The organism is Legionella sp. PATHC039 (assembly GCF_026191275.1).
GTDB classification, from domain to species: domain Bacteria; phylum Pseudomonadota; class Gammaproteobacteria; order Legionellales; family Legionellaceae; genus Legionella; species Legionella pneumophila.
This window is the reverse complement of sequence record NZ_JAPHOP010000001.1, coordinates 2,597,908-2,613,853: the sequence shown is the minus strand read 5'-3', so window position 1 is coordinate 2,613,853 and position 15,946 is coordinate 2,597,908. Positions and strand designations below refer to the sequence as shown.

Below are 15,946 nucleotides of genomic sequence, written 5' to 3'. Positions count from 1 at the left end.
TCTACAATGCCTCCCTGATTCAGTCTTTGTGGTTATTTTTAATACATGGTGAGTATGGATACGCACATATCAAGGCAAGATATGCAAATAAATATTGCATAATGTTTAATTTTGTGACATTATTTGCGCCATTGTGTATTCTGTGAGAGTTGTGTATGTTAAAAAAAACAATGTTTTTTATTTTGTCGATATCTACTTCAAGTATTTTTGCTGCTGACGATGTAGATTTATATCAAGCCCCTCTCAATAGCATCAATAAATACCCTATACTACAAACACCAAAGAATGCGATTATTTTAAAGAGTTCTTCTGCTGTTATTGATAATTCATTGCAAAAATTAAATCAAACAAAAGAAGACAATCAAATGATTGTTCGTTATCAGCAACTGTATAAAGGAATACCTGTTATTGGCGCCCAAGTGATGATTACTAAAGGAACAGACTCAGGAGTGCAGTCCAATGACAATGCAGAGGTGAACGGCCATTTATTGGATAATATAGAACTTAATACGAAACCGGCTATTAGTGCGCAACAAGCGAAGGAATATGCAAAAAAATCCTATTTTCAATTTAGCCCCCAATCTAGCATACAACAGGAAACAGCTGAATTACAGATTCGGCCAGACCATAATAATCAATTAAAGCTGGTTTATTTGGTTTCATTTAAAAGCGTGCAGCAGGATGGCAAACCAGACTGGCCTTTTTTTGTTATTGATGCTCAAACAGGGGCTTTGATTAAGCAATGGAACAATATCAAAAATTATTTGGATACAGGGCCTGGAGGTAATGAGAAAGTTCAGGAATATTGGTATGGTAAAGATGGATTACCTGCTTTGGATGTGACTCAAAATGGCAGCCAATGCGTCATGGAAAACTCAAAAGTCAAGTTGGTTAATCTCCATTCTCAATGGGATTGGGAAAACACGATAAATACTCCTTTTGAATACGTTTGTAACAATAATATAGAAGAGAATATTAATGGAGGGTTTTCTCCTGGCAATGATGCGTATTATTTCGGACACGTTATTGTTGGTATGTACAAAGACTGGTATGGACTTAATGCCCTACAACATTCTAATGGTGCTCCAATGCAATTGGTTATGCGAGTTCATTTTGGGCAAAACTATGATAATGCTTTTTGGGATGGACAAGCCATGTCATTTGGAGATGGGTTGGATTTTTACCCATTGGTTTCTTTAGATGTAGCCGGTCATGAAGTGACTCATGGTTTTACAGAGCAGCATTCTGGTCTTGAGTATCATGATCAATCAGGTGCACTTAATGAGTCCCTATCTGATATGGCAGGACAAGCGTCAAGAGCTTATCTTTTGGAAAAAAATCCTCAGTTGTATAACAAAGCTTACTTACAGCCCAATGAAGTCACATGGGGTATTGGAGAAACAATAGTTCGTGATTCTTATGGCAAAGCTTTGCGATTTATGGATTACCCATCCTCTGATGGAAGCTCTGCAGATTGTTTAGACAAAGGTATTGCTCAAAACAATGGCAGCTATTGTGCTATCAGTTATGATGAGGTAGTAGCCTATGCCAATACACATATCGCACTTCCTCAAGAACGCCAGAGCTTCATAGTTCATACAGCCAGTGGTGTGTTCAATAAGGCTTTTTACCTAATGTCTAAGGATATGGGTATTAAAAACGCTTATCACATCATGGTTGTTGCTAACACAAAATATTGGACTCCTACGACAGACTTTAAAAATGGAGCTTGCGGAGTCATTTATGCTGCCAGGGATTTAAATACCGATATCAATAAGGTTAAGTCCGCTTTTGGTCAAGTAGGTATTGATACGGCAGGGTGTGTTATTTAGGGGGAGCAAAAGCTTCCGGCAAGTTTTTCCTCCAACAAACTGCGGTGATCTCTTGTGATTCATCGCGAGCTATTTTTGCTCGCAGTGTTGTTTGCTGGGCATAGAAATTAGTATATAATCAAACAGGATCTTTCTTTTAGATTTCTTTGGAATAGAAACCTTAAGCTTTGATTTTAAAATCATTGGGATTATATATTACTTTCGTATTAGGAACAGAATGGCATTTTTTTTAATCACGCTTTGCATACTAATATTGAGTTTTTTCTGCCTGGCCGTAATGGTTTTAAAATTTATTCAGCAGCCTTCCTCGCCTCTATCCTTCTCCCAATATGTTAAATTAATGTGTAGCGGAGTTATTGCTTTTATTGCAGATACAGTGGGGGTCGGCAGTTTCGCTGTTAATGTAGCCTTGGCAAAATTATTAGGCACCTTTCGTGATGATGAATTACCTGCCGTAAATAATGGCGCTCAAGTCCTCCCTGGCGCTATCGAATCTTTATTTTTCATCCACATGGTGGATGTTGATTTAACTACGCTACTTACTTTAGTTACCGGAACCTGTATTGGTGGGTTAGTAGGTGGTTTTGTAGTAAGTCAGTTAAGCAAACAAGCCATTAGACTGGCAATGATTTGTTCATTTGCCCTAATCATTGTTCTTTTAATCGCTCATCAATTGCGTCTATTGCCAGTAGGTGGTGATTTGACAGAGTTGCATTCCTGGAAGCTGGTTATTGGCTTTTTTGCTATGGTAGTGTGTGGCTCTCTTACCTCTGTCGGAGTAGGGCTTTTTGTCATGGTGCAAGGTGTTTTATTTTTAATGAATGTTTCACCAGTTGTAGCTTTTCCTATCATGACCACTGCAGGAGCCATGCAACAGCCGCTGACCACATTAGTTTTTTTACAAAAAAATAAAATCCCGTTAAAAAAGACTTTGATTTTAAGCTTTTCAGGATGTCTGGGTGTTATGATCACCATTCCAATTTTTACAAAATTAACAATAACCTGGCTGCATTTTTTACTGTTATTTATCCTTATCTATAATTTTTTAGCAATTGGTCATACTTATTTACGATCAAGACCTGTCAAACAATACGTCCAATCATCTGTTAAACTTGCGGCAGCGGATTGAGTCTCTCAGTTTATAAGTTTTCTTTATTGTTTTTCGGGAACAGGGCTTTTAAAGCTATGGCTAACTAATAGGAGGATGCAGGTTGATGTTGGTATTTGCTTGTTTTTATTCAAAATTGATTAGAGTCTATCCTATCTGGATAGGTACTTATATAGTATAATTAACGTTATTTTAATAAATATATCGCCCTATGGATGAACAAATCAGTAAATCACAGAAAAAAAGAGATGCTCATTATTTACAAGATATAGGCATTAAATTTATTGATTTAAGCGCATCCAAACTGGATTCTTTGCCCCTTCCCGATAATTTACGTCAAGCAATTATTGACGCCAGGTCAATCAAAAGCCATGGGGCTAAAAGGCGACAAGCGCAATTAATAGGCAAGTTAATGCGTGCAGCCGATTTTGAAGCCATTCTTGCTGCCTATGAGAAAATCCTTGAAGAAGAGAGTTCAATTACGGCCTCTTTTCATGAGATAGAGCTATGGCGCGACAGGTTATTACAAGATGGGAAAGACGCTTTGACAGAGTTTATCGATGCTTATCAACCTGAGGACGTGCAACAATTAAGGCAACTGATTAAAAAGGCATTAGATGATCAGATGAAAGAGAAAAATACGGGTGCTGCTAAAGCACTGTTTCGTTATTTAAGGTCTTTAATAAAATGAATTACTCTCTATTCATTAGTTGTTCAAAAGGGTTGGAGTATTTGCTGGAAGACGAACTCAAGGGATTGGGGCTTCATGTGACTCAAGTGAGTCCTCAAGGTGTCTATGGTGAGGCTAGCCTGCCTGTAATTTATAATTTATGTTTATGGTCAAGACTTGCTAACAGAATACAGCTTATTTTATTTAGTGGCCATGCCGCAAAAGAGCAAGCAGTACATCAGTTATGTACCGATTTTCATTGGCAAACTGTTTTTACCCATGATAAAACCATAGCCATTGAATTTCATGGTGCCTCTGAGCAAATTCGTAATACCATGTTTGGCGCTCAGATAGTCAAAGATGGAATAGTGGATCATTTTCGCCGCTTGAATGGTTCAAGGCCTTCTGTCGACAAAGAAAAACCGCAAATTTTAATTCACGCTCATTTGAAAAATGATATTTTAACGGTGAGTTTTGATTTGGTTGGATATAGCCTGCATCAAAGAGGATATCGTAAAAAAGCAGGCAAGGCTCCTTTAAAGGAGAACGTTGCAGCAGCCATGTTATTAAGGGCCAAGTGGCCAGAGCTAGCCGCACAGGGATATGGCTTACATGATCCGTTTTGTGGCTCTGGAACATTAGTTATAGAAGCAGCCATGATGGCAGCTCATATTGCCCCAGGTTTATTACGACAAGATCAATCCTTACAATATTGGGCTCGGCATCAGAGTTCTTTGTGGGAAAAATTGCGAACTCAGGCATTACAGCAAGTGAAACCGCTGGCAGTTAAGCTGGTTGGTACTGACACTGATGGCAAAATAATTACTCTTGCGCGTTCCAATGCTGAGAGAGCAGGCGTATTACCTTTGGTTGAATTTAATACATTACCGCTAAATGCTTGTAGGCCAGGAACAAAAAGAGGATTAGTTGTTTGTAATCCACCTTACGGTGAGCGATTGGGGGAGGTAACTCAACTTGTTCCTTTATATCAACAATTGGGCACTACATTACATACTTGTTATCAAGGTTGGCAAGCGGCTATTTTAACTTCCAGCCCAGTTTTGGCTAAAGCATTAGGATTACGAGCTGATAAGCAATATACTTTATATAATGGCCCATTAGAGTGCAAACTCTATTGTTTGACTCTTTCTGCTGCAAATAAACTAAAAAATACCCCAGATGCCCCGCTTTCTGATAATGCACAAATGCTATTTAACCGATTGGAAAAAAACAGAAATCATTTACAGAAATGGGCAAGAAAAAATCAAATCGCCTGTTATCGAATTTACGATGCGGATTTACCCGAATATGCCTATGCCATAGATATATATAATGACTATGCTGTACTGCAAGAATATGCGCCACCAGCCAGCATTCCAGTACACAAGGCAGAAAAACGCAGTCTTGAGATGTTGCAAGTCGTTCCACGGGCCTTAGGTATTCACCCTGAAAAATTAATAGTTAAACAAAGAAAGCAGCAAAAGGGCTCAGAACAATATCAAAAAATAGGTAAAACCAGCCAAAGATTGATAGTGACAGAAGGCAAGGCGAAATTGATAGTGAATTTGTATGATTATCTTGATACAGGACTCTTTCTGGATCATAGACTTATGCGCTTGAAATTTGCTCAATTAGAGCCGGGAACTCGATTTTTGAACTGTTTTTGTTATACCGCCAGCGCAAGTGTCCATGCTGCCCTAGCTGGTGCATTAACCACGAATGTTGATCTATCCAAAACGTATTTACTTTGGGCGGAAGATAATTTCAGGTTAAATGATATTAATTTGTCCCAGCATCAATTTTTGCAATATGACTGCAAGGAATGGATGAAAATTACCAGGGATAAATTTGATGTTATTTTCTTAGATCCCCCCAGCTTTTCAAACTCAAAGCGTATGAGCGATATTTTAGACATTCAAAGAGATCATGTTTCTTTGATTAACATGGCAATGCGGTTGTTAAATCCTAATGGTGTTTTATATTTCTCAACTAATCTGCGCCAATTTAAGTTAGAGCCAATGCTAAAAGAGAAATATGCAGTACAAGACATCACACTGCAGACCATCGATCAGGATTTTAAACGAAATAGCAAAATTCATCATTGCTTTAAAATTGTAATGTTGCATTTTGCAGGCAAGTAATTTAAGCGTAAAGGCTTTTTTTAGATTATAACCTCAAAAAAATGTTTCCTTTATAGTCTGCCCGTACTGAGCGGAACAACAAGAAAGGCAATGCCGGCAGCAACAAAAAAAGGAAGGCTAAGCGATAAATTGAAGAGTACTCCTGAAATAAGTGCTGCAACTGCTATTGCTAATCCGGTTATACCATTATGCAATCCGATGAAAGTTCCTCTGTTGTTATCTTCTGATATATTCACAATCAAGTTAAGATAGGCGGGGTTTATTAAAGAAAAAGAAAGAACAATAAGAAGATTGGAAAATAAGAAAAGCTGCCAGTATATTCCAAAAGTGGCTAAACTAAATAGACCAATAATCAATAGCAAAATTGCAAAATTGTTATTTTGAAATAACTTATATCCTCTGACTGTCAAATATTGGGTGATAGTAAGAAAAGCAATGTAGAATAGAACCATTGCCGTAAATAAAATACCCACCGTGGCGACTCCCAGTTGATGTTTGACAACACCAAAAGGTAAAATACTAATATAATAAAGGCCCCAAACAAAGCTAAGCATCGCATGGGTCAAGATCACTGGATTCCTTAAACTCATTACCAAATTAAAGGAGCTTTGCTTGGCTGTCGAGTTTTGTGGCTTATTACTGATTTTAGGTAATACTATTAGATTAAAAACGCCAAGGGCAAACATGATTAAAAAAGGCCAGGAATAATAATATAGAGGAACCGGAGCATGGTAATTGATTAAAAAACCACAGAGTGCAGGACCGACCAAAAGCCCTGCTGCATTCGTTGTCTCGGAATACCTGAAAGATTGCAATTTGTCAGGAGTAGTATAGGAGATCATTGATAATATAACTGCTCTTCTCCCTGCCATTAAGCCATCGATTATCCTGCCTGCAAAAAATAATATAAAACTAATGACCCATAAAGACCATAAACATAGTATGTTGCCAAGCAAGGCTCCAAACAAACACAGTAAAAGGGTTTTTTTGTTCCCTATCCTATCAGCTAATTTTCCACAAAGGTATGAACCGACAATGACCCCAATAAAATATACCCCCATTACCTGGCTATACATATTTATACGAAAGGATTGAGGGGTATTAGGGAATAGTCCTTGTGCCTCAATAAATAAAGGGCCAATGAGGGGAGGAATAATGCTGGAGTTTAAACTTACCAAGAAAAGCATCAAATGAGGGAGCAAAATTTTTGTCGTTCCTTGTTTCAACATGAACGTGCATCCTGGGATTAAGTGACTGTAATAATTTAAAAGTCCCTGATAAAAAATTAGCGATTTTATAGCCAAAGAAAATTAGATATTATTATCTAAAACCTCTCAATTTTAATTAAATTATTGGCTATACGTTTTTATTGTATTTATGATTTCATGAAGTAGCAAACTTACTGTATCCGCATCTATTCTTGCAGTGTCAAAAATCATGCTCAGACAATCTCCATCTTCAATACTGCGAATAGAAAAATTTAATAACTCAGGTTTTCGGTAATTCCATAATGGAACAGATTTTATAGTTCTTGCTATCTCTTGAAGTACGTGTTCAGCCGAGCGAAAAAGGAGCGAATTGGGAAAAATCTGATAGTGATTAAAAATGAAATCGGGTTGTCGATAGCCAGAGTCCTCCAAATCCTCAATGAGCAAGGGTTGGTTCAGTAGGTGCATCACTTCTAAAACAGTTTCTTGTGTAAGACTTATCCTGTTTAAGAGGTCATGAGGTCCCTTGCTTGCTTCTATTGAAACAGGTGCATTGTCAGCAAAATATCCTAATGAATTGGTATCCTTAAGAGTAGCTCGATTGGATTTTACCATGCTTACGTATAAACTCAGCAAATTAAAGTGCCTGCAAACGACATCAGAAAATATCTGTAAATAAGCAGCGTAAGCGCTACATTTGTTCCTTTGGCAGAAACGATTAAAATTAAGTTGCTCGTTATGACCAATTATGTCAAAGCACAACCCCCCATACATAGATATCTGGGAACCCTGAATATGTGCAGGATAAAAGACCTTGCTAGTCAGGCTGCGATAGTATTTGCTGTTTGTTGTGAAGATCTGGGCGTACTGATTTTCTTCTCTACTGCCAACATAGAAGTTTGATTCATGGAGCTCCAATGCAGAATGAGTTTTATTGTCATGCGTATTATAATAAGCATCTTCAATTTTTTGCAAAAAGTACTCGCCAGATAGTCCATCCATAATCAAATGATTTATCATGATGAGTAACAAGTCGGGGTAATTATTATTTTTAATAATCCAGATGCTAACTAAAGGAGAGGGGGCATTGGATAGTGGTTGAGAAAAAATATGAGAAATTGTATCTGCAAGATTATCAGTATTAATAATGTTAAGGTTAAGCTTTGTATCCGATTGAATGTTTAAATAAAGAGTTTTATCTCTTTCTTTAAAAGAGGTTCTTAATGGTGGATTATGAGTTACACAAAATGACAAAGCATTATTTAATCGTGCGGTATCGTAGTTTTTTGCCAAAAAGCGTAACACTGGAATACGATAGGGGCTATTTTGGCTATCTGTCCATCCAGAAAGCAAAGACCAAAGATTTTGTTGGAGTATAGATGCTTTGGCCTCAAATATTTCCTCGTGGTCTGTATTTTTATTTAACTTTAACTTTTGCTGAAGTTGGTTCACATTATTAACCCACGCTGACAAAATATTTTTAGCTTTGGCCTCAGAAATTCTATCTTTACGGTACTTAAGCGAAAAACGCAGGCTATTTTCTGTTTGTAATACTTTAAATGATAGCGTTCTTGGTTCATTTCCCCATAAATAGGGCTGTACATTCCAATAATTAGTTGCAACTGCATTCAGCGTCTTGCTGGTAAACAGTTTCTTCTCTGCTGCCTGGAAGTCATATGAAATTTCTGGGAGCAATCCTGCGAGTTTTAACAGCTGAATTCTAAAATACTGGTTATCGATCAAATCAAATAATTGCTGCTGCTGAAGTTTCATGGCATGGAGTGTGGAGTTTGTAGTAGTAGCGTCAAGACAGACTATAACGTCATTGGACAAATCTCCGATGACATCGCTAAAATCATTAATCTCTCTGCCTGAAAAGAAAATTACCAGGGATTGTTTAGATCGTTTAAAAAGAGTTAACAAAGTGTGTGAAAGAGCCTGCAAGATAGCATTGTTTATAGTTAGCTGTTCTGAGGATAGTATTTCCTTTAAGTCGCGGTAGTTTTCATGGGGAACTTCAAAATGAATAAGCCCTGCTTCCATAGGTAACTCTGTATTTTCGACAATAGGAGTGTCCACTGGAAATTCTTTTAAACGCCTACTCCAAATCCTCAATAAGTCATGGGCTTGATTATGAAAATAATTTTGATGCTGCCATGAGATATAATCTGCATACGTTAATGAAGGTTTTTTTGGTATTATTCCGGAATAATGATGGAATACCTCATCAATAATTCGCTTGATGGATTGCCCATCAGTAATCAAATGATGAAACAAACATAACCATATATAGCATTCAGAAGTTTTTTTTATCAATAAGAATCGCGATAAAATACCCTCTTCAATATTAAATGGTCTAAGGAAAAAATCTGAAAACAATGATTCTGTAAATTGCTCGGTATATTTAATTTCGATTTTTGGCTCATCCGAAATGTGGATGGATACTTGTCCAAGAACCTCATGAAAACTATAAAAGAAAACATCATGTTGTCTGGTAACACTTTTGATGCTATCTAAAAATTGCTCCGGATTTATAAAGCCCTCTAGTTCAATTTGCATCGGAATGTAATAAGCTTCGGGATTTGTGCATGTTTTAAGATAATTCCAAATTTCTTGTTGTTGTAAGGAAAGCGGAATAGAATGATTATGGCAGAAAAGTCCGTTTTGGGATGTGATTTTGGCAGGCGTTTGCTCTTGCATTTTATTTTTAAGATATTGGCTTAGAGTATCAGCATCCGGAAACTGAAAAATTTCTTTAGCAGTAAGTCCAGCATTGGGGTAAAATTTGTTGATGGCGAAAGCGAGTTGCCCTGACATGATAGAATCCATGCCTAACTCAAACCAATTTTTTTTATTTTGTAATTTGCCCAAATTTATTTTCAAAACCTGACTTGCCAACTCTTTGATCATTTCAGCGTCTGGAGCACCAGCTTTTGGTAAAATAGGATTTTGGGACGCTAGCCTAATCTCCTGGTCTGTTTTGGCTGAATTATATTTTTCCAGATCTAGTGCAGCACAAATAAAAACTCCATCAGTAAGAGAGGAAAGTAAAGGCCAAATTTTTTCTCTCTCAAGCATGTTCAATCCCCATAATTGCATTTTATCAAGAAGGCCTTTTCTGCTTTGCAATACCATGGGAGATCCTTTAACAGGCCCTAATGCTAGACATAGAGCAGGGAGGCCTTGATTATTTCTCAGGGAACATAGAGCTAATAAACAGCCATTGGCCAGCGCATAAGCTGATTGTCCTTCGCTTCCAAATACGGCGGCAATCGAAGAGAAAAGTACAAAATCTTCCAATTCCAAATTTTGCGTTAGTTCATGGAGGTGCCAGGCTCCCATTGCTTTGCCCTTAGCCAGCTCCAATAAATCTTGAGCACTAGTATCTGCCCATGGTTTATCTCTCGTTTCTCCTGCCATGTGGATAATGCTGGTAATTGGAGGGTATTTGTTTTGGCAAAGTTTAAGAAAATCTTTTAAAGCCTCTCTATTTTGAGTATCAGTGCTGTAATAGTCCAAACAAACTTTTTTATCTCGCAAATATTTTTGAATAGTTTCACTCCATGCCGGAGCTGTGGAGCTTCTGCCAAGCGCAATAATGGTGCGAGCTCCCTCTTTTAACAATTGTTCTACTAAATACTGGCCCAAATATCCAGTAGCTCCCGTAATCAGATACACTTTCTTAGCAAGCGGAATTCTATTTTGGATTTTAATCTCATTAAAAAGATATGGAGTCAGTTTTTCCTGCAAAACTTCGGTTTGCGTGACTCTCAATTGCCAATCAGTATAGGAATGACTTTCCTTTACTGTATGCCAAACTAAAGGATTCTCAAGTGTATCGGCTAAAATAACTTTAATTGGCCATTCATTATGTTCTTTGTGAATAGCTTTTAAAGCGGCAACTAACCCTTGCCCGATTACAGAGGATGTTTCTATTACAAAGACCATGGGCTTTAATCTATTCTGTAAAGTTTGATCATGGATTACATCATAAAAGAATAGAGTTTCTTCTGAAAATTCATCTATGCTGGATTGGGAAATATAGATAAGCATGTCCTGATTTGCAGCAGGATTATTTAGTAAATCTGGTTTTAGTATGATTTTATAGGGAACGAGCCTTGCTTCATCAAAAAATGGTGTTAATTTGTCCAAATCTCTCAAATGAGTTTGCCGAGTTATAATACAATAAGATTTTGGGGCAAGAAAACCTCCTTCACTTTCAGGATAGGCTCTCTCAAAAGCCGTTTGAAATATTAACTCATCCTGATACTTAGCATTGATTTTCTTTTGATGTATGGTTAGCCAATAACTTTTACCTTTAAACGGATACAATAGTAAACCCAGATCTGAAAAAATTGTTCTTTTATGCAAAAGTTGCCAGTTAAAATTGTATCCTTCAAGGTAAAGAGAACCTACAGATGTTAGAAAATCTTTAAAACCATGACATGGATTTTGAATGCTCGGGATTACTCTAAATTTACCAAATTGTTCCGCAAAATGAGCGAGAACAGAGCTGGGTCCTATTTCAATGACACAAGGAATAGAAAGGGAAGCTAAGGTACTGAGACCTTGTAAAAATTTCACAGGATTTAGTATTTGTTGGCACCAGTATTCACTTGTGAAAGTGTCTCCTTGACAAAGTTCGCCACTGATGTTGCTTATAATTGGAATATGGGGCGAACGATAAGTTAACTGTGCGGAAATGGCTCTGAATTCAGAAATCATCGGCTCCATCAAGCGCGAATGAAAAGCATTTGATGTTTGCAGTAAGCGAGTAACATGTCCTTTTGATTCACAGTAAGAAGAAAGCTCTCTTATCCTCTTTTGCGGGCCTGAAAATACTACCTGCCCAGAGTTGTTATATGCAGCAATATCAATATCATTCCATTCCGATTGAATTGCTTTTGCTTCCTCTACTTCGCAGAAAATAGCTAACATTTCTCCTTGAGTCTTAATTTCAGACATTAGTCTAGCTCGGGCACAAACCAACGATAAACCTTCTGCAAAGGAGAAAACCCCTGCTATTGCGGCCGCTACATATTCTCCAATACTATGCCCAATGAGTACTGATGGCTTTAACCCCAAGGCCAGCCACCATTGTGCTAAAACGTATTCAAAAACATATAAAACAGGTTGCGCAAAAAAAGTATTATTAATGTCAATATATTGTGGAGTTTCCAGCAATAAATTTTTTAACGAATAGGGTAGTAATGGTTCAGACCGTTTGCAACACTCATCTAGTATTGTGGCAAAATAAGGAGAATTATTATAGAGATCTGCTGCAACATTTGGGACCAGAGAACCCTGACCGGTAAACATCCAGGCAACAGATGGTGGAGTAGATGCGATTTTAATGCTTGGGCATTTATCGATCGATTTTAACCATTCTTCTTTGTCTTTTGCTACTATGAAACATCTATGGCTAAAATGTTCTCTTCCAATTTGCGTATAGTAGCTCATCGCTTCAAAATCTAAAAAACGCTTCTTTTCAGCCCATTTTCGATATTGCTTAAAGTAATTAATTAGCGTGGATTCTTCCTTAGCACTGAGAACCCATAGGTTGTAAGTATTTGCTGCGAGAACCTCTTTATCATTGGTCTCAGGGGCTCTCCCTAGTATAACATGGGTGTTTGTTCCGCTAAAACCAAATGAGCTTACCCCAGCATATTGTAGCTCGTCGATATTCTCTTGCTTGTGTACAGGGATGACCATATTTTTATGGGGTGTTATTTCAGGATTGAGGGCTGTAAAATTCAGATGAGCAGGTATGGTTTGATATTTCAGTGCAAGAGCTGTCTTTATTAAAGCAGCGATACCTGCGGCGGCTTCAAGATGACCTATTCTTGTTTTGAGAGAAGTGATGTAAAAAGGAGTATTACGATTCTGTGCAAATACTTGTCGAATACCCTCCCACTCTACAGGATCTCCAAGAGGGGTACCAGTCCCATGTGCTTCAATATGGGAAATTTTTTCTGGAGAAAGGCTGGCTAATGATAACGCTGTTTTCATCACCTTTATCTGTGCATTCAAATTTGGAGCAGTTAATCCATTGCTCGCGCCGTCTTGATTTACACAACTACCATGGATAACTGCATAAATTTTATTTTTATCTCTTAACGCATCATCAAGTCTTTTTAAGACAACCATGCCACAGCCTTCACCGCGAACATAGCCATCAGCATTTTTATCAAACGTATGGCAGCGATTGGTTTTAGATAACATGCCGCTTTTAGAAAAAATAATATTCCCTTCTGGAGATAGAATAAGATTGACACCGCCTGCAATTGCCAAATCGGATTCATGTTCTTGTAAAGCTCTTGCTGCCTGATGGACTGTCACCAAAGAAGATGAGCAAGCGGTGTCTATTGCCATGCAAGGACCTTGTGTACCCAGAAAATAGGCTAATCTTCCTGCGGCGGTTGCAAAGCTAGTTCCAGTCGCTTGATAAGTACCCAAAGCAACCAAATCAGTATGTTTTTGGATTAAAATATCATAGTCATGGGTACTAATCCCAAGGTAAATTGCGGTATTCGTATTTTTCAGTGAGGATGGAGTAATATTTGCGTCCTCTAAGGCATGCCAAGTAACTTCTAAACAAAGACGTTGTTGCGGGTCTAATAACTCTGCTTCACGAGGTGAAATATTGAAAAAAGCAGCATCAAAGCGTTTGATTTGATGCAAAAAACCACCTTCACTGGCATAAGTTTTGCCCGGATTATTTACTTCTTTAGAGAAATATAGTCGATTATCCCAGCGTTCAAGTGGAATCTGAGCTATGGCATCTTTCTCTTCCAAAAGAAAATTCCAAAAACTCTCTACATCCTGAATATCCTGACCATCGGGACCGGGAAAACGACAACCAATCCCTACAATTGCAATAGATTCATAATCCTTCTTGATACTAATGGATTCTGTTGCTGAATCATGTAACAAGTAATGACTTAACGCCTTTATATTTGGATACTGCCATAGGAGCCATGTCTCTATTTTTTTTCCAAGAAAATTCTCTAAATCATGGATAAATTGCACTTGAGCTACAGAATCAAGATTATAATCTGCAAACGGACTTTCATCGGTAACAGTTGTAACTGAGATTAGATTATATTTTGCAATCCAATTTTTCATCCACGTAGATAGGGCTTCATCTTGGTTTAACTCCTTAGCAATTTGTTCCTTTTGGTTGTTTTGCTCTGATTTTAAAGAAGCTAAGGTGTCTAATTCAGATTTTAAGTAAAGCTCCATGCATGCTTGTCTTTGAATTTTTCCGCTTGTCGTTTTAGGTAGCGTTTTGGTTGGAATTAATACAATGTCGTGCGGAATACAATTTGTTTCATCAAAAATAGCTCGTTTAATCCCGTGTAACAGTTCACTATAATCTTCTTGCGATAAATGCCGGGTTGCCTCTGCAACGACAACTATATTCTCCTCATTATCTACCTGAATTGAGAACGCTGCACAGGCGTTTTCTATCAAATTCTTATGTGAAGAATAACACGCTTTCTCAATATCCTGTGGATAGAGGTTACGTCCTTGAATAATAATAATATCTTTGAGACGACCGCAGATTATAAGGTTGCCTTTTCCATCAATTACTCCCAAATCGCCGGTTCTTAAAAATGGCCCATCACTACCATCGGCAAGGAAGGCTTTAAAATATTCTTGAGTTTTCTCTTCATTGTGGTAGTAACCATTAGTGACCGATTCTCCTTGTATCCAGATCTCCCCGATTTGGCCATTTTCCAATACGACTTTTGTTTCAGGACAGACTATTCTAAGCTTGTAATGGTGGGGAGCCACCTTACCGCAATGCACTAGTTCATTGGTGTCCTCTACTTGAGAGGGGGGTGCTAAAACTCCTTTTTCAAGAAATTTTTTTGATGCTTTAACGATTTTGACAGGGCACGTATTGGCGGTTATAGCAAGCGTTGTCTCCGCCATGCCATACCCAGGTTTTATGGCACCAGCTTTCAGGCCAAATTTAGACAAAATAGATTCAACCTGTTTGATAGTTGAAATTTTAACTGGTTCCGCACCATTGATCAAATGATGAATATTCGATAAGTCGATGTTACAATTTTCCGGAATATGCCTTAGCATTAGCTCATAAGCAAAATTGGGAGCCATGGTATAGGTAGCCTTGTGTTCACTCATTGCTTTTAGCCAAAAAAAAGGATTCTTAAGAAAACTTACTGGTGACATAAAGACTGTCGTTCCGCCATAATACAATGGAAGTAAAGTGCACCCGATCAGACCCATATCATGGAAGATGGGCAACCAGGAAACACAGGTTTCAAGACTCTCTGGTCCTAAAAGATCAAAAAGAACATTCAAGTTCGCTGCAATGTTAGCATGGGTAACCATCACCCCTTTGGGATTTCCTGTGGAACCCGAGGTATATTGTAAAAAAGCGATATCACTTCTCTTAATCTCTGGTGGTGTAAAATCTGAATTCTCAAAATGAAGTGCATCTACTGCAAATATTTCTGTTTTGGCAGGAAAAGTAAATTGATTCACTTCGCAAAAGTGTTGAATTGATGATTTAGTCAGAATTAATGAAATTCTTGAATCTTCAATAATTCGAATCAAACGCTGTTGATGTCTTGTTTTTCTCGGAGGGTAGGCTGTTACCGCAATACCTCCCGCCATTAGAGTGGCCAAAAAAGAAACAATATAGTCGATTCCTGCATCAAAAAGCAGAAGGACCGGTTTGTTCTCTAATCTAGAGTGTAAAAAAAACGCTACTCGCTTGATTTTGATAAGTAGTTCGTGATACGTCAGTTGTTGGTAAGTGTTACTTTCAGGATTAAGAAACTTTAATGCTACTTTCTGGGGTTTTTTTTTGCTATTAACTATAAGCCGTTCAATAAGTAATAAATAATTACTATCTCTCATACCTAACTCCAGATTATTACTGCTTAGTAAATAAAGGCTAGTACATGAGAAAATTATTTTCAATGCATATTTTTTTTATACATTTCGATTTGACT

General features: G+C 37.7%; 6 protein-coding genes. 4 read left to right on the top strand and 2 right to left on the bottom strand.

Annotated elements, in window-relative coordinates:
• The first annotated feature begins 155 nt into the window (after positions 1 to 155).
• The 4 genes from OQI99_RS11880 to rlmKL all read left to right on the top strand — a co-directional run bounded on the left by OQI99_RS11880 (position 156) and on the right by rlmKL (position 5,751).
• Positions 156 to 1,832 carry a M4 family metallopeptidase gene (locus OQI99_RS11880; RefSeq protein ID WP_265732075.1) on the top strand — a complete coding sequence of 559 codons (1,677 nt, stop codon included), beginning with the start codon at positions 156 to 158 and terminating at the stop codon, positions 1,830 to 1,832.
• A gap of 217 nt (positions 1,833 to 2,049) precedes the next feature.
• The gene (locus OQI99_RS11875; protein ID WP_265732074.1) at positions 2,050 to 2,961 is read left to right on the top strand and encodes a sulfite exporter TauE/SafE family protein; all 912 of its coding nucleotides are present in this window, start codon (positions 2,050 to 2,052) and stop codon (positions 2,959 to 2,961) included.
• A gap of 190 nt (positions 2,962 to 3,151) precedes the next feature.
• Positions 3,152 to 3,631: a ribosome biogenesis factor YjgA gene (gene yjgA / locus OQI99_RS11870; protein ID WP_011945213.1), complete on the top strand. Its 480-nt coding sequence runs from the start codon at positions 3,152 to 3,154 to the stop codon at positions 3,629 to 3,631.
• Positions 3,628 to 5,751: a bifunctional 23S rRNA (guanine(2069)-N(7))-methyltransferase RlmK/23S rRNA (guanine(2445)-N(2))-methyltransferase RlmL gene (gene rlmKL, locus OQI99_RS11865; RefSeq protein WP_265732073.1), complete on the top strand. Its 2,124-nt coding sequence runs from the start codon at positions 3,628 to 3,630 to the stop codon at positions 5,749 to 5,751. The genes yjgA and rlmKL overlap by 4 nt, the downstream gene beginning before the upstream one ends.
• A 50-nt stretch (positions 5,752 to 5,801) precedes the next feature.
• Here the strand turns inward: rlmKL and OQI99_RS11860 are convergent, their stop codons facing one another.
• Together OQI99_RS11860 and OQI99_RS11855 are read right to left on the bottom strand one after the other, a co-directional pair.
• Positions 5,802 to 6,980 (bottom strand): MFS transporter, encoded by a 1,179-nt coding sequence (locus tag OQI99_RS11860; protein WP_265732072.1) that lies wholly within the window; start codon positions 6,978 to 6,980, stop codon positions 5,802 to 5,804.
• 120 nt (positions 6,981 to 7,100) lie between these two features.
• Positions 7,101 to 15,851: a type I polyketide synthase gene (locus tag OQI99_RS11855; protein ID WP_265732071.1), complete on the bottom strand. Its 8,751-nt coding sequence runs from the start codon at positions 15,849 to 15,851 to the stop codon at positions 7,101 to 7,103.
• Positions 15,852 to 15,946: the final 95 nt, after the last annotated feature.